The sequence below is a fragment of the Virgibacillus sp. W0430 genome, from assembly GCF_051846935.1.
Lineage (GTDB): Bacteria > Bacillota > Bacilli > Bacillales > Amphibacillaceae > JBPYCR01.
The window spans coordinates 1-16482 of sequence record NZ_JBPYCS010000014.1 but is presented as its reverse complement, the minus strand read 5'-3'; the positions used below and the strand labels follow the sequence as shown (position 1 = coordinate 16482).

The window sequence follows — 16482 nt, the reverse complement described above, 5'->3', positions numbered from 1 at the left end:
CTTACCAATGTGTTACAATAGTAATCAGTGTTCAAATTCTTTGTGCGTAATACATTTTACGAACACGGTCGGGAGTGTAATACTCCTTACCTTTTTCTTTTGCCCTTTGGATTCTTCGGGCATGTTTGACACGTTGTTTTTCTTTCATTCGTTGGATGTAGCTAATTAAACTAAAGCCATAGATTTTATGGTAGTAATACCAATATGATGGGATAAGTCCAATTCCCGCAAAATATTCATTATTCCATTTTGTGGTCATTAGCCATCCCTTTCGTTGATTAGGATGTTGATGTATCATGGCTACCCTTAATCTCCTGCGGATGTATCCGTCAATCGCTAACAGTTCATTTCCAAAGGCCTTAAAGAAACATTGACTTTTGAATCCATAATTTTCATTTTCTTTAATCGCTTCATGAATAGTTAGGAAGTAATTGACCTTCCCACGTATGATTGGGTTAACCATGTTTATCCACTTTTTTTTTACTATAAGTGAAAGTTTTCTTAGTTTTGGCTTTGATTTTCTGCCTGAAATCTTTCCACGTTTCAATTTTGGGTTTCGCAATGTAGTACGGCTTTCCGTCTTTCTTGCGTTCCCTCCAATGTTCGAATGTGAAACCTAGAAAATCAAAATCATCATCATTAAAATCAACAAATTTTGTCTTTTCAGATGCAATCTCTAGCCCTAATTCAGTTAACTTTTCTATAGTGATTTTAGCCGCCTTCTTGACATCTTCTTCTGTCTTTGCAAATAATAGAAAATCGTCTGCGTACCTCACAAACCGAATGTTATGTTCAGCTAATATCCAATCAAGTTCGTTAAGATAAACATTAGCCAGTAGTGGTGAAATGACTCCACCTTGCGGTGTACCGGAATCTACTCTGTGATATTTTCCTTCTTCCATGTAGCCAGCCTTTAACCATGACCAAATCATGTCGAGTACAGTTCCATCAGCGATATATTTGTTTAATATTCTTATCAACTTCTTATGTGGAATATTATCAAAGAACCCTTTAATATCCGCATCAAAGATATAGTTATATCCCTGTTCAATGTTCGCCATGATTATTTGCATGACACGCTTAGCTCCCCGATTCGGTCTGTATCCACAGGACCATTTATGGAAAATTCCATTTTCGAATTTTGGTTCTAACACATTGACTAATGCTTGTTGAACGATTCGATCTTCTATAGTTGGTATACCTAAAGGACGTTTATCACCGTTTTTCTTAGGAATGTAGTGTCTTCTTACAGGTGTAGCTTTGTATTCTTTCCTTCTCAACTTCTGTAAGAGTAACTCAAGATTCTCTTTTAAGTTATAGTGATAACTATCAATTGTTTCGCCATCGATTCCTCCCGAGCCATTATTTCTTTCTACATCTTCCCAAGCTGTTTTAAGTTTCCTATCAAATAAAATTTGTCCGTAAATACTATGCCACTTGAATTTTAACGCTTGATTCATTTGTATATTTCACACCTTTCACTGTGTACATTCAGTTCGTTTATACCGAAGTATCGTAGCTGTTTTCATTACACATCTTTACAGATATGAAGCCACAAGGTCGTTCCCCTTCCGTTCATGTATTGTTTTGGTCAATGCATTACTTCCGTACTATGAGAACGTCTGACTTCTTTACTCATATTTATTATTTCGGATTACCCTTATAAATAAATATCCTTTCGGTTAGAGTAAAGACCTCGCGGGGTCACCGTACCTTCTTTGGATACATACCCAGCACCAACACTAGATAAATTGTTTCTATTCGACTGATTCATTGAGCAGAAACCTAACTCATTCTGGACTTCCCATCTTTTTCGCGTGGTCGTCAACTTATCCAGCCGCCGTGCTTCACACTTACTGCATTTGGGTCTGCATCCCGACTACGGGTCTCTCGATTGTCCGCATCTCCTTCAGACATCACCTCACGATAATGCCCTAGATTAGTCTTCACCAGTTGTATCAGTACTCTAGTGGAAGGATTTTCACCTTCTAGAAAATAAGTCTTCCAGGATTCAGGGGTCGTGTTTACAAAAGTAACGTACTCCAACCTTTAACAACTTATTTAGCGCAGGTAAACCTGCGCAAGGTACGGCTGCCCGCCGCACAAAAAACTCCCTGCGCTAAGCAAGCAGGGAGCATTCAATCAGATTTATACCATCTTTTCCGGCATTTCCAAATACATCATTACTGTTTGCAAAAATCGTGCAGCTGGAGCTCCATCAATAATTTGATGATCAAATGTCAAGCTTAACGGAAGCCGCATTCTTTCAATGACCGATCCATCCTCTAAAACGAGATGCGGTTCAATTTTACCTACGCCCAATATTGCGACTTCAGGCGGGTTAATAATTGGTGTAAAGAAGTGAACCCCATACCCTCCTAAATTTGTTACGGTGAATGTACTCCCAGATAGATTTTCGGCATCTATCTTTTTCGTATGAACAGCTTGTACTCGCTCTTTCACTTCACGATCGAGATCTGCGAGTGTATAGTCATTCGCATTTTTCACGACAGGGACATATAACCCCTGCTCGGAGTCAGCTGCAATTCCTAAATGAATTTCTTCACTTGGCTTCCATATAGCATTTTCATACGTTCCGTTCATGTAAGAATGATCTTTTAACGCCTGTACAGTAGCATATAGAACCCAACTGTTCCAGCTCATCTTTCCCTTGTAATTTTCTCGAAATGTCGCAAGCTTTGTAACATCGGCATACGCAGTTTCGGTTATTTGCGCAGTATTGTCCAAGCTAGCCTTCATCCGTGTTGCTATTGTTCGTCGAATACCAGCCAATTTTTCACCAGCCGTTGACCCGCCTTCTTCTGCTGCTATACGAATATCTTTTTCCGTAATTTTACCTCCGTTACCTGTGCCATTTGTTTTTGTTAAATCGACATTTAACTCCTTTGCGAGCCTCCGGAGACGAGGAGAAACTCTAACGAAGGATCGTTCTGTTCGTTCTGCTTCTGCCGTAGCTGCCACAGGTGATGCAGATGTTTCAGAAACAACATCTGCATTCGAAGTGTCCGCTCCTACTTCCGAAATAATACCTAAAACATCTCCAACCGTTGCAACTTCACCCCTTCTCACGACTATTTTTTCTAATACGCCGTCCGTATCCGCCTCCAACTCTTGAACGGCTTTCTCGGTTTGAACTTCAACCAAGGCATCCCCTTTTTGGACGGCATCTCCTTCCTGCTTATGCCAAAATATGACCGCGCTTTCTTCATAGTCATCATCCAATCGTGGTAGTATAATATCTGCCATATATTTTGCACTCCTTGAACGTTAATCTTCTTCCAGCATTTCTTTAACAGTTTCATAGATTTTATCTGCACTAGGTACGACATACTGCTCCAACGGCCTGCTATACGGAATTGGTACGTCCGGTATCGCTAATCTCCGTATCGGAGCATCCAAGTCGTATAATGCTTCCTCTGCCACAATTGCACTAATTTCAGCTGTCATTCCATACGATAAGTAATCTTCATCGACAACGAGCAACCGATGCGTTTTTCGAACCGAATCGATAATTGTATTTCTGTCTAGCGGTACGAGCGAGCGCAAGTCGATCACTTCAACATTTATTCCTTCTTGTGCTAACCTTTCCGCCGCTTCAAGTGCGTATACAGTCATCATTTGAATACCTACAATTGTAATATCCGCACCTTCACGTGCAACATTTGCCTTTCCTAATGGCACTGTATACGATTCTTCCGGAACATGTCCGACAGATGCATCCAATTGATCCATCCACCCTAATCCTTGAAGCGTTTTGTGAAACATAAAAACGACAGGATCATCGTCTTGGATGGCAGATGCCATCATCCCTTTTAAATCGTATGGCGTAGTCGGAGCCACGACCTTCATTCCAGGAAGATGGGCAAATGTTGCATAGAGCGTTTGCGAGTGCTGGGCCGCGTCGTTATATTCACCGCCAACTGCAGTCATAAGTACCATTGGCATTTTTACATTTCCGCCCGACATATAAGGAATTTTTGCCATGTGATTGTAAATCTGATCCATACAAACACCATAAAAATCAACGAACATTAATTCTGCAATGGGGCGCATTCCTTCAGCAGCCGCTCCTATTGCAGCTCCTATAAAGGCTGTTTCTGAAATTGGCGTATCCATAATCCGATCGGCACCAAATTTATCAAGCAACCCTTCCGTTGACCCAAAGATACCACCATACTTTCCAACATCTTCCCCTAAAACAAATACATCCTCATTCTTTTCCATTTCTAGTGCAATCGCCTCAGCCATTGCTTTATTTCCGGTTAATAATCGTTGTTTTTTTGCCGTTTCCATTGTGAGATCCTCCCTTATCTTTTATTAAGGCGTTACAAAAAGATCTTCCAGTGCTGCTTCAGGTTTTGGGTAGTCACTTTCTCTAGCAAATTGATACGCTTCATCAACTAGCGCTTTCACACGATGTTCCCGTTCTTCTAATTCAGCCTCGTCCGCTAAACCTTCCGATAGAATTGTTGCTTTTAACCGATTAATTGGATCTTTTTCCCGTAACGCTGGCACCTCGCCCTCTCCCCGATAAAGTTCTGGATCTCCTTGGAAATGCCCTAGAAAACGATACGTTTCTATTTCTATAATCGTTGGACCTTCCCCTTTCCTTGCCCGTTCTACCGCACGCTCAGATGCTTTGTACATTTCAATCGGATCATTATCGTCAACTCGTTCCCCGACAATTCCATAGGCAGATGCACGCAAATGGTTGGACTCTATCGACGTTGCTACTTCTTTTGGTACAGAAATACCGTACTGATTATCTTCTACGACGACAATAACCGGTAATTTCCATAAAGCAGCCAAGTTTAAAGATTCGTGGAAAGAACCAGCATTTGCTGCACCTTCACCGATGAATGCTACTGCAACCGCGTCAGTCCCTCTCTTTTTCGCAGCAAGCGCAGCTCCGACCGCTTGAGGAATTCCTGCTCCAACGATGCCACTACATGCAAATTTCACTGCAGGATCAAATAAGTGCATATGTCCACCTTTTCCCTTTCCTAGTCCGGTTTCTTTCCCGAACATTTCGGCGGTCATCTTTTTTAAGTCTACGCCTTTGGCAATTGCATGGTGATGCGGTCGGTGCGGAGAAGCTACCGTATCTTCATCTGTTAAATGTGCACAAATACCTACAGCAGCAGGCTCTTGTCCATTCGATAAGTGCATTTCTCCTGGAACCGTACCGGCACCAATGTTAAACGCTGGTGTTTTTCCTTCCATATAAACACTTTCCATCGTTTCCTCATAATGCCTAATTTGAACCATCATTTCGTACATCCATAATAACTTCTCTTGCGGAATATTCATTTACCTTCCTCCTTTTCGTTATACAGAGTACATCGGAATTGACACGACAAAATAATCCTATGCTTATGTACTTTTTTCATCCTCTCCTTTTGGCAAGTAACTTGAAAGCGCTTGCATTATAGTACAATCATACTAAATAGAATGAATAATTTCAATAGTTTGATTTTTTTGCGTAGTTAAATTCATACACTTATTGATAAATAGATAAACAAAATGTATTCTTCACACGACTACACTTAACGGTACATTTGGGAAAGACGATTAATTTAAATAAAATAAATAATCTTATAATATTGACTATTCTATTTTGTGCGTCTATAATATCAACAAATACATCAGCGATATATCGCTAATACTTTAGAATCAAAAAAGGTGATTTTATTGACCAAAAAAGAAAAAGTATCTCTTTCCGACAAGGTAACTGAGGATTTCAAACAATTGATTATCTATGGAGAGTTGAAACCAGGGGAACTAATAACAGTTGGAGAAATTGCTGATAAATACAGGATAAGTAATACACCTGTTCGAGATGCTTTTAACCGATTAGTTCAAAGAGGGTTGTTGGACATTATCCCTTTTAAAGGGTATATGGTAAGTCAATTGGATTTTAAAAAGCTTGATGATCTGTTTACAATTAGGTCTTTATTGGAAGGAGGGGTAATTGAAATTGTTACTGAAAAGGCCACATGGAAGGATATAGAAAAACTGGAGGTACTTGCAAATACTCCCTTTAACTCTAGTGATGCAAATAGTGAAGTTGCTTTTATGAAAACAAACTTAGCTTTTCATTTAAGTTTAACTAAAATCGCTAACAATCAATATTTAACTGATTTAGTAAATGACACCTTAGAGAGAATGCAGCGAATTCTATACATTGATTTAAAGTTAGGAGACCCAGAATCAATGAAAAATGAGCACTTAGAGCTAATTCACTTTATTAAAAGGAGGGATACAAAGAAAGCAAAAGAATTGATGATATCTCATATTGAGGATACACGGTCTCGTGTATTTAACAAACACTAATATAATATTTAGAGGAGGAAAAAAATGACGAATAAGATTCAAGATACTGAACCCTTTCTTGAAGATGGAGAAAGAATGCTCTCATCTGTACCAATGACGGAAAGAAGGTCTACTTGGAAACAAGTAATGGTTTGGGTAGGTTTTGGTTATGTTGTAACAGGATTGTTTGTAGGTGGAGTCCTTGCTGGCTTTGGAGGTCAACCAGGAATACCCCCGATAACGGCGTTATGGGCAATCATTATTGGTATGGGTTCTCTCCTTGTATTAACTTTTTTACTCGGTGTCGTTGCACAGAAAACCGGATTAAATTTAGCCTTAATTTCAAGATATTCATACGGAGAAATAGGAACAAACTTACCATTAATAATTATGGCGTTGCTTACACTAGGCTGGTTTGCAAGTATTACGGGTATGGTAGGACAAATTTGGGGGTCTTTTATAGGTAACCCAACAGGAATAACTGTATTCAATCCAGCTATATTAGGCTATGAAAACATACCGCCTATTACATTAGAAAACTTTCTATCCTGTTTTGTTTTCGGACTAATATTTACGCTCACAGCTTATTTTGGCATTAAAGCTATTGAAGGTGTAGCAACACCTGTAGCACCAGTAATATTAATAATTGCTATAATTGTTGGTGTTGGAATGCTAAATGAAGGAGGAGGGATTGCACCATTTTTAGCTGAAGCTAATAAGCTCGGTGGCTTAGGCTTAGGAAATGCAATTACAGTAGTAACAGGTAGTTGGATTGCAGGAGTCGTTATGGGTGTCGATTTCTTCCGTTTCAATAAAACAGTAAAGGGCGTGTTTGCCGGTGCTGTAGCTTGTTTCGTCTTAACGAATCCACTATTAAATATTGTCGGCTACATTGGTGCAGTATCTGTTGGACAGTTCAACTATGTAGAATGGATGCTTGAAAAAGGATTGTTACTTGCACTTATTGGTGTCGTCGCTTGGACAGCCTCTCTTTGGACAACGAATAATGCAGAGCTATATTGCAATTCCTTATATGCAGGTCCAGTACTAGCTTCTTATAAGAAGCCAGTAAAACGAAAGAACATCGTACTTTTCACTGGAATCCTAGGTACAATCCTTGGCTCTATGGCATTTTACGAAATGTTTTTTGCCGACTTCATCACAATTTTAGGTGCAGCATTTCTACCTTTAGCCGGTCCAATTATTGCAGATTATTTTATTGTCAAAAAGAGGAGCTACAATGTGGCTGAAGTAAATGCACAGCCAAAATATAGATATGCTGGTTTAGTAACATTTACAATCGGCGCACTATTAGGTTTGTCATTTCAATATATTATACCGCTTCCATTCGGTCTACCTTCTGGATTGATTGCATTATTCATAACAATTGTTTTATATCCTATTGTATATAAGCTCACAGATGCTAAAAGAGATATTGAAGAAGTACAGGAAGCAAGCATCTAAAATACAGCACATTCCATAAGTTAAATAGTTTTAGGAGGGCATGTATGATGAAAAAAGTTTTTTTAAATGAATTTACTGGAAAAGAAATTAAAGATATGCTAGAAAATGACCAAATTGATAGTGCAATTACAATTTTTGGCGCATGTGAAAGTCATGGATGGCACAGTCCGCTCGGTCCTGATATTTTTGTACCGACTGAAATTGCAAAAAGAGTAGCCGAAAAACTAGATAAAACGGTAGTGGTACCAGGTATTCCATACGGTACATCTATTCACTATAATCATTTTCCTTTAACAATTTCCTTACGTTATGAATCTACAATCGCTATAGCAGAGGATATATTCACTAGTTTAATCCATCATGGAATAAAAAACATTCTCATTTTAAACGGTCATGATGGAAATATCCCTGCATTAGAAGTCGCTGCACGAAATATAAAAGAAAAGCATAAGGATGCGTCCATTATTTATGTACCCGCATGGTGGGAGATTACTGGAGCCAAAATGAAAGAGGACTTTGAAGTTTGGGATGGACTAGGCCATGGTGGAGAAGGTGAAACTTCTATTACAATGGCAGTAAAACCAGATTTAGTAAATCTCGATGATGCAATCTGTCAGATGCCTACTGATATGATCAAATTAAGTGAACACGCTTCCGTTATATTTGATATTACGGAAATTACAGAAACAGGTGCCATTGGAGACCCGACAAAAGCTACTAAGGAGAAAGGGGAGAAGATGTTACGGATAGTAGTTGATTATTTGGTCGACTTGATCAGAGATTTAGAACGTAACAACTGGAATTATGATAGAAAAAATAATTAAATAAACCGGCTGCCAATCGTTTATACGACGATTGGCAGCCGGTTTTTAACTTTATGCTTTTTATTTTTCTATTTTCTTGAATGCTTCCGTTTGTTCCTTAATGCCTTTCTCTGCAGCAAATCGTTCGATACTTGAAGCACCAAAGAAACCGACAATACCTTCGACACGATCTATAACGTATTTAGCATCTTCCGGCTCAGCTATTGGACCACCATGACAAATTGCAAGAATGTCAGGATTTACAGAACGACCAGCATCGATAATTTTTTGAATTCGTTCCACACAATCGTCTAGCGTTAAAGCTGTTTTTGCGCCAATTGAGCCTTTTGTTGTAAGCCCCATATGTGCAACGAGAAGATCTGCACCGGCTTCTGCCATCTTTTTAGCTTGTTCTTCATCAAATACATACGGTGTTGTTACCATATCTAACGCATGTGCTTTGCGAATCATCTCTACTTCCAAATCGTACCCCATACCGGTTTCTTCCAAATTTTGGCGAAATACCCCATCAATAAGACCAACTGTTGGGAAGTTTTGCACGCCACTAAAGCCTTGATTTTTTAATTCCTTTAGAAATACGTCCATCACCCGAAACGGATCTGTACCATTTACTCCTGCTAAAACAGGTACATCCTTCACTACCGGGAGCACTTCATTTCCCATTTCTGTAACAATTTGATTCGCATCGCCATAAGATAGTAACCCTGCCAGCGAGCCACGTCCTGCCATTCTGTACCTTCCTGAATTATATACAATTAACATATCTGCGCCACCAGCTTCACTGCTTTTCGCAGTAATGCCAGTTCCCGCACCAACACCTAATAGTGTTTTTCCTTCTGATATTTCCTTTTGAAAACGAGATAAAATTTCTTGTCTAGACAACATATTAGTTCGCTCCTTTTTTTGCATCAATCAATTCTAATAATTTTTTTGCCGCAGCTTCCGCAAATGCTTGATCGTTAATATCCATAGCTAGCTCAACAATCTCAACATTATCTGCTAGTACATTTTCTCGTAATGTATCAAATAACATTTGATCCTCTGTTGGACCATAAAACAACTGACCTTCTACATCCAATCCAGATACTCCCTGTAACGGAAGCATTAAAGCAGTATAGCCACTTGCCATATTTAGCTTTTCAGCAATCACTTCACCCATTTGTTTATTTTCTTCTACGGTTGTTCGCATAAGTGTCACTGTCGGATTATGCTGATAAAATTTACGTTCCTCATACTTATTAGGAACAGTATGACGCGGTCCAAAATTAACCATATCTAACGCACCTACGGATACAACCTGTGGTATTTTTTGTTTCGCAGCTGCCTCTAGTCGATTAGGTCCAGCATTTAAAACACCATCAAATAGTTCATCTGCCCACTCTGTTGTTGTAATGTCAAGAACCCCATCAATAAACCCATTCTCAATTAAGTGCTCCATCGTACGCCCGCCAATTCCAGTTGCATGAAATACTAATACTTCATACCCTTGTTTTTCTAGATACTGCTTCGCATGTTGGACACATGGAGTTGTTACCCCAAACATCGAAGCCGCGATTAAAGGCTTCTTTTCTATTTTCGTATTATTTTCAAAATGAAGCATTCCAGAAATAGCAAATACAGCATTTGTAAATATTTTTGTAGAAATCAGATTTAATCCTGCAACGTCAACGATGGAAGGGATCATCATAATATCACTTGTGCCGATATAAGGCTCCGTATTGCCTGAAGCAACAGTAGAAACCATCACTTTAGGGACTCCAATTGGCAATGCTCTCATACCTGAGGTAACGATCGATGTCCCTCCAGTCCCACCGAACGACAATATACCATCAAACTTACCTGCTTCATATAGCTGAGGTAGAAGAACCTCCATACCATTCGCGAGAACTTCTGTAGCATTCGCACGATCTTTTTGCTTAACGATTCGCTCTACATCTTCTCCTGCCGCTTGAAAAACCTCTGCATTTGATACATCCGGAGTGAACATCGGAGTAAATACACCCGTGTGAATCGTAAAGGTACGGAGTCCTATTGATTCGATAAGCTTCTTTACATATAAAAACTCCTCGCCCTTCGTATCAAATGTTCCTGCTAAAGCAATTGTTTTTTCCAATTAAATCCCTCCCTATAAAATTTCAATAAAAAGTACTGTTTCTTTTATTTTAGCACTCCTATATAAAATGTTCTTATACTTTGTTTGAGTATTTATTTCAAGTATGCGAAAACGATAAATATACGTATCAGGAAATTTCATAATAGCTCATAGCAAACGATTAGATTAAGTGTATCTTCCACCAAATACGCTACTCGATTCATTCATACACAAAAAAACTGCGCATAATTCACATGAACTTTATGCGCAGTTTTTTAATGTAGTTTTTTCATGAAAAACCTTTCTAAATATCAGCCACTATTACTATTTATCTGCAACCATTTTATTTACTAAGGAACCTAATTTCTCAATTTCTATAATAACTTCATCATTTTCTTGTAACCATACCCTGTCTTCCTTAGGCAAGCCTAAAACTACGCCTTCTGGTGTTCCAGTAATAATTAAATCGCCTGGTTCTAATGTCATATACTGGGAAATATAACTAACGATTTCCTTACAGTTGAATATCATATCAGATGTATTTGAATTTTGTTTTACTTCCCCATTAACATACGATTTAATGGATAGATTATTAGGATCTCCAACTTCATCTGTTGTTACTAGATATGGTCCTACTGGACAAAACCCATCAGAAATTTTTCCTAACATCCATTGAGGCGTTTTCATTTGTAAATCTCTTGCAGAAAGATCGTTTACAGCACAATACCCAAAAACATGATCTAGAGCATCTTCTTTATTCACTTCTTTTGTTTCTTTACCAATTACAATTCCTAATTCCGCCTCATAATCTACCTCACTTGAAGTTTTAGGTAAAGTGATATTTTGTTTATGTGCTGCGATTCCATTATTAAATTTATTAAATAAAATAGGTGATTCTGGAATTGCCGCATTCGTTTCTTCCGCGTGCTTTCTGTAATTAAGCCCTACACAAATAATTTTTTTGGGATTAATTGCGGGACCAAAAGTAATTTCATCTTCCTGAAGATAATTAAACTCTTCGCCACTTTGAATTCTGTTCTTAATATCTTTCAAGATTACGTCTTTTTCGTTAATTACTGCAATCATGTCATTATATCTATTGCTGTCGCTTATGCTATTTAAGTTAACTATTCCCTTACTTGTCTTTACTCCAATACGAGTTTTTCCATTCTCCATAAAACTTAAAAATTTCATTTCTATCATCCCATCCATCATTATGTATTTTTACCGAATACAACTCCGCCATCCACATATAATGGTGAACCCATTACAAATGAAGATTCATCTGATGCTAAAAACAAAGCAGCTTTGGCTACATCCTCTGGAGTGCCTAGTTGATCTGTTAATTGTCTACTTGTTACAGATTTTAACCCTTCTTCTATATCGTCGTATGACTCTCTTAGATATTGGTCCACAAAAGGTGTATAGATCGTACCTGGAAGAAGAGCGTTTACTCGTATATTATGTCGCGCATAATCTACCTGCATTGATTTCGTTAGCGCTAATACCGCACCCTTCGTAGCTGCATATAATCCTCGTCTAGCCAACCCTATTTCTGCCACACAAGAAGACATGTTTATGATTACACCTGATTTTTGTTTAATCATTTGCTGGACTACATACTTACTTAATATAAAGACTCCATTAACGTTAATATTCATAACCGAATTCCATAGACCTTCTTCAATTTCATGGATTTCACCAACACCAGGAACACCAGCATTATTAAACAAAACATCTATCTTGCCTAGGTTATCGGTTATATTGTTAACCATTTGTATGACATCCTTCGAATTTGTTACATCGGCCCTCTCAAATACTGCATTTCCACCATTTTGTTTTATTTCAATTACAGTTTTCTTCCCATTTTCCTCATGTACGTCATTTACAACTACAGTTGCTCCATGTTTTGCAAGTAATAAAGCCGTACTTCTTCCAATTCCAGAACCAGCACCACTGATTAAAACTACTTTCCCTTTTAATTTCATTAGATATCACCACCTTTGAATAAAATCTGTAAAGCGCATATTTGCTTATTGTTTCTTCGAATGTGAATCAATTATAACGACTATCCCTAAAATAACTCCTTTCACAACTTGCTGCCAGTAAGCATCAATTCCCTTTAAAACCATTACATTATCGATAATACCTAAAATTAAGGCTGCAAAGATTACGCCAACAACCCGGCCTCTTCCACCTGCTAAAGATGTACCACCTAATACAACTATTGTTATAATATCAAACAGCATTGCTTCTCCAATTGCTGGTTGACCACTCATTGTTCTTGAAGTTATCAGGATAGCCCCGATCCCAGCTAAGAAGCTACTAAAAATAAAAGCTAAAATTCTAATTTTATTAATGTTAATTCCTGAAAGTTTTGTAGCCTCTAAGTTTCCACCTACAGCATACAAGCTTCTACCAATACTTGTTTTCATTGTTAATACATAACAAGCAGCCCCTATAATAACCATGATAATAATAGGAAAAGGTATCGATCCTACATATCCTGCACCTAAAAAGTTAAATTCTCTTGGTAGTCCTGAAATTGGAATCCCATTGCTATATAAAAAGTTTATACCTTTAATAACAATCATTGTAATTAATGTTGCAATAAACGGCGTGACATGACCATAAACTGTAACTAAGCCATTTACCCATCCAACAACTATTGTGACAGCAAGAACAATAATGATTGCCAGTGCAATTGGAAGCTGATAACTACTCATTAAATCCGCTAATAGAACACTTACTAATCCAATTGTGGAACCAACAGACATGTCAATTCCACCTATGAGAATGACAAAAAATTGTCCTAACCCTATAATTGCTAAAAAGGATATTTGTCTTACTAAGTTTATAATATTGCTAGAATTAAAAAAGTCTTCAACGAATATGGAAGCCAAAATAAACATTAGTATAAATAGTAAGACTATTGCACCTTCTTTTATTTTAGTAGAATCATAAATTGATCTTATACTAAAACTTCTTTTTACTTGTTCCATATTTAAGCTCCTTCTCCTAATAAGCTGTTAATAATTTTATCTTGTGTCTTATCCTCATCGGAGACAGTCTGTTTTATTTCCCCTTCAAACATGACATGGATTTTATGACATAAACCTAATAATTCCTCAAGTTCAGGAGAAACAATAATGACTGACTTTCCTCTACTTGAAAGTTCATGAATAAGCTTATAAATTTCTGTTTTTGCACCAATATCAATTCCTCTTGTAGGCTCATCAAACATAAATATATCTGCATCAGCAATTAACCACTTTGCAATAACAACTTTTTGTTGATTCCCTCCACTAAGATTTACAACATATTGATCCAAATTGGAGTATTTTAAATTCATTAACTTTGCATGTTTAAAACTGTAGTCCATTTCTTTTCTTCGATTTAAAAACACATTAGAAATTTTATTTAAAGAGGCTAACGTCATATTTTGTTTAATATTAAAGTTCATCGCCAAACCTAATTCTTTTCTTTCGTCTGGTACTAAACTTATCCCTTTTTTTACAGCGTCTAAAGGGGAACGGAAGCGAACCTTTTTTCCATTGAATTTAATGGATCCAGCCGTAATTTTATAATTACCAAAAAGTGCATTTAATAATTCTGTTTTCCCTGCGCCAACTAACCCTGCAAAGCCGATAATTTCTCCTTTTTTAAGGCTAAAATTAATGTCATGAAATGCATTTGGCGAAGTTAGACCTTCAACCTCTAATATGGTATCCCCAATATTTTGATTTAAAACAGGAAAAACTTGCGTTAATTCCCTACCAATAATTTTTTCAATAAGTTGATCCTTGTTAATATCTTCAACTTGTCCATTGCCTTTCATTTCACCATCTACTAAAACAGCATACGTATCACAAACTTCAAATATTTCATCTAAACGATGAGAAATATAAATTATACTAATCCCTTGCTTTTTTAACACATGGACAATGCGATAAATATTTTCAATATCTTTTTCTTGTAAAACCGCTGTCAGTTCATCTAAAATAATAACTCGAGCATCTAAAATTAACGCTTTTGCCAGTTGAATGATTTGTTGCTCGGCCATACGTAAGTATTTGACCTGTTTACTTAAATTTATTTTTATACCTAGAAAGTCAAATAATTCATCGGCCTTTTTAACCATATCTCTTTTATGAATAAAACCAAATTTAGTTGAAATATTACCTAAGAAAATATTCTCATATCCATTTAACTCAGGTATCAACTGTAACTCTTGATGTACAGCAGCCACTCCCATTTCATGCGCTTCTTTAATTCCATACCCTTTTTTTGTTACGTTATCTCCGTCAATAAACACAGCTCCATTCGTTGGCTGATAAACACCTAATATAATTTTAGATAACGTTGATTTACCAGCGCCATTTTCACCGGCAAGAGCAATACATTCTCCAGGATATACTTCAAAAGAAACTCGATCTAAGGCTTTTACACCAGGAAATTGCTTAGAAACATTTTCAAGTTTAATAACAGGATCAGAGGTTTTATTTTGAGGTTTTTTTAAAACTTCTTGAACCATTTGTAGCCTCCTATCTATTGACTTAATCAATATAGACAATGGCTAAACACGAAACGAAATTTCCGTCCATTATCATGCATAGCCATTATATTTTTTCTATCCCCGTTCTTTCCAAAACTCAGCAAATTCATCTACTCTATAGAATTTCCCACCTATTTCAAGCAATCCATCAATCAGCTTTTCAAATTCAACATATGCTTTATCTCCGCAGTTATTTGTAATAAATTTATCAGGGCGGATTGTACATTCTCCAAAATAATATTCATTTTTCAGTTCAATAAATTCCCATGGATGAAAATAAAAACATAATACAATTGGTAAATCCTTTGATTGTAGAAACTGAATGTGCTTTTTCACTTTTTCTAATAAATATTCCGCCCCATGAGTTCGAAATAGTGGCCACTGATCCCGATCCCGACCAAGGTCACCGTCACTACTTTCCATTACCATATCCGCGAAATTCGGTATTTCCAGTACTTTTGAATTCCCTTCTTTCGTCCAATCCTTACGACTAGGATAATATGGTGCAAATCGTTCACGATAGAAATACATTGGATAAGAAGCATCCGCTATGTATCCAAGTTCCTCCAAACTATTCACAACACTTGTAGACCCCCACAAACGAGGACTTCTGAACGTAGTCGGACGAATACCAGAAACTTTTTCAATTAGTTCTGTCGCCTTTTCCAGTCGGTTATGAACTTCTTCTGGTAATAATGAAATTTCAAGAGGGATGGGAAACAGTGGATCACCCACTGTTTCGTGCATTAAAGAATGACATCCTACCTCATGACCTCTAGCCAAAACTTCTTTTACACTATTAGGATTCTTTTCCGCTGCATCACCCGTGTAAAAAAAGGTGCCTGTTATTTCTTTTTTATCATAAATATCCAGAAGCGGTGTAGTTGCGTTTTTCACTCCATCATAATACGGAGTAAAACTCCCTACGTCCGTTTCCATATCAAACCCGAATATGACATAAATATCCTTACTCACAAAAATCGCTCCTACCGTCAATTTGATAAAATTATAACCATAACCACCCTAATGCTTCGACTCCTAGATAAATTTGTTCTTCATCCTTGTTTTCAGGATCTAATTCATTGTAGATAACACGTTTTAATTCATGGTAAGGAATCATACATGCTTTTGTTCCAGTTTCAGATACTGGGTTGACATCAAAAAACATTTCTTTTACTAAGTCAAAGTTACGTTCGTTATGATAAGCCATCTCC

The 16482-nt window shown here is 37.3% G+C and carries 16 protein-coding genes; 3 read left to right on the top strand and 13 right to left on the bottom strand.

The window, feature by feature from the left end; all coding sequences use genetic code 11:
- Window positions 1-31: 31 nt before the first annotated feature.
- From ACLIBH_RS08905 to ACLIBH_RS08885, 5 genes are all read right to left on the bottom strand, one after another.
- Entirely contained in the window at window positions 32-463 is a 432-nt protein-coding gene (locus tag ACLIBH_RS08905; protein ID WP_439316356.1) for a hypothetical protein, read from the bottom strand.
- Complete coding sequence (ltrA, locus tag ACLIBH_RS08900) at window positions 456-1460, bottom strand: group II intron reverse transcriptase/maturase (RefSeq protein ID WP_439316355.1); 1005 nt, start codon at window positions 1458-1460, stop codon at window positions 456-458. The genes ACLIBH_RS08905 and ltrA overlap by 8 nt, the downstream gene beginning before the upstream one ends.
- 688 nt (window positions 1461-2148) lie before the next feature.
- On the bottom strand, window positions 2149-3267 hold the full coding sequence (locus tag ACLIBH_RS08895) for a dihydrolipoamide acetyltransferase family protein (protein WP_439316354.1): 1119 nt from the start codon (window positions 3265-3267) through the stop codon (window positions 2149-2151).
- Window positions 3268-3288: 21 nt separating this feature from the next.
- The gene (locus ACLIBH_RS08890; RefSeq protein ID WP_439316353.1) at window positions 3289-4314 is read right to left on the bottom strand and encodes an alpha-ketoacid dehydrogenase subunit beta; all 1026 of its coding nucleotides are present in this window, start codon (window positions 4312-4314) and stop codon (window positions 3289-3291) included.
- A 24-nt stretch (window positions 4315-4338) separates the two neighbouring features.
- Complete coding sequence (locus ACLIBH_RS08885; protein ID WP_439316352.1) at window positions 4339-5331, bottom strand: thiamine pyrophosphate-dependent dehydrogenase E1 component subunit alpha; 993 nt, start codon at window positions 5329-5331, stop codon at window positions 4339-4341.
- A 381-nt stretch (window positions 5332-5712) separates the two neighbouring features.
- Between ACLIBH_RS08885 and ACLIBH_RS08880 the strand changes: the two genes are divergently transcribed.
- From ACLIBH_RS08880 to ACLIBH_RS08870, 3 genes are read left to right on the top strand one after another with little or no spacing between them, the layout of a single operon-like run.
- The gene (locus tag ACLIBH_RS08880) at window positions 5713-6354 is read left to right on the top strand and encodes a GntR family transcriptional regulator (protein WP_439316351.1); all 642 of its coding nucleotides are present in this window, start codon (window positions 5713-5715) and stop codon (window positions 6352-6354) included.
- Between the two features lie 24 nt (window positions 6355-6378).
- On the top strand, window positions 6379-7797 hold the full coding sequence (locus ACLIBH_RS08875; RefSeq protein WP_439316350.1) for a purine-cytosine permease family protein: 1419 nt from the start codon (window positions 6379-6381) through the stop codon (window positions 7795-7797).
- 44 nt (window positions 7798-7841) lie between these two features.
- Entirely contained in the window at window positions 7842-8621 is a 780-nt protein-coding gene (locus ACLIBH_RS08870) for a creatininase family protein (protein WP_439316349.1), read from the top strand.
- A 60-nt stretch (window positions 8622-8681) separates the two neighbouring features.
- Here ACLIBH_RS08870 and ACLIBH_RS08865 read toward each other — a convergent pair whose 3' ends face one another.
- The 8 genes from ACLIBH_RS08865 to ACLIBH_RS08830 form a co-directional block, all read right to left on the bottom strand.
- Window positions 8682-9506: a phosphoenolpyruvate hydrolase family protein gene (locus ACLIBH_RS08865; RefSeq protein ID WP_439316348.1), complete on the bottom strand. Its 825-nt coding sequence runs from the start codon at window positions 9504-9506 to the stop codon at window positions 8682-8684.
- Between the two features lies 1 nt (window position 9507).
- On the bottom strand, window positions 9508-10734 hold the full coding sequence (locus ACLIBH_RS08860; RefSeq protein ID WP_439316347.1) for a Tm-1-like ATP-binding domain-containing protein: 1227 nt from the start codon (window positions 10732-10734) through the stop codon (window positions 9508-9510).
- Between the two features lie 303 nt (window positions 10735-11037).
- Window positions 11038-11907 carry a fumarylacetoacetate hydrolase family protein gene (locus ACLIBH_RS08855; protein WP_439316346.1) on the bottom strand — a complete coding sequence of 290 codons (870 nt, stop codon included), beginning with the start codon at window positions 11905-11907 and terminating at the stop codon, window positions 11038-11040.
- Window positions 11908-11927: 20 nt separating this feature from the next.
- Entirely contained in the window at window positions 11928-12701 is a 774-nt protein-coding gene (locus ACLIBH_RS08850) for an SDR family NAD(P)-dependent oxidoreductase (RefSeq protein WP_439316345.1), read from the bottom strand.
- Window positions 12702-12746: 45 nt separating this feature from the next.
- Window positions 12747-13715 carry an ABC transporter permease gene (locus tag ACLIBH_RS08845; protein ID WP_439316344.1) on the bottom strand — a complete coding sequence of 323 codons (969 nt, stop codon included), beginning with the start codon at window positions 13713-13715 and terminating at the stop codon, window positions 12747-12749.
- 2 nt (window positions 13716-13717) lie between these two features.
- Complete coding sequence (locus ACLIBH_RS08840) at window positions 13718-15247, bottom strand: sugar ABC transporter ATP-binding protein (RefSeq protein WP_439316343.1); 1530 nt, start codon at window positions 15245-15247, stop codon at window positions 13718-13720.
- Between the two features lie 96 nt (window positions 15248-15343).
- Window positions 15344-16243 carry a polysaccharide deacetylase family protein gene (locus ACLIBH_RS08835; protein WP_439316342.1) on the bottom strand — a complete coding sequence of 300 codons (900 nt, stop codon included), beginning with the start codon at window positions 16241-16243 and terminating at the stop codon, window positions 15344-15346.
- Between the two features lie 31 nt (window positions 16244-16274).
- Window positions 16275-16482, bottom strand: a 208-nt coding sequence (locus ACLIBH_RS08830) for a hypothetical protein (RefSeq protein WP_439316341.1), incomplete at its 5' end; no start/stop codon positions are given.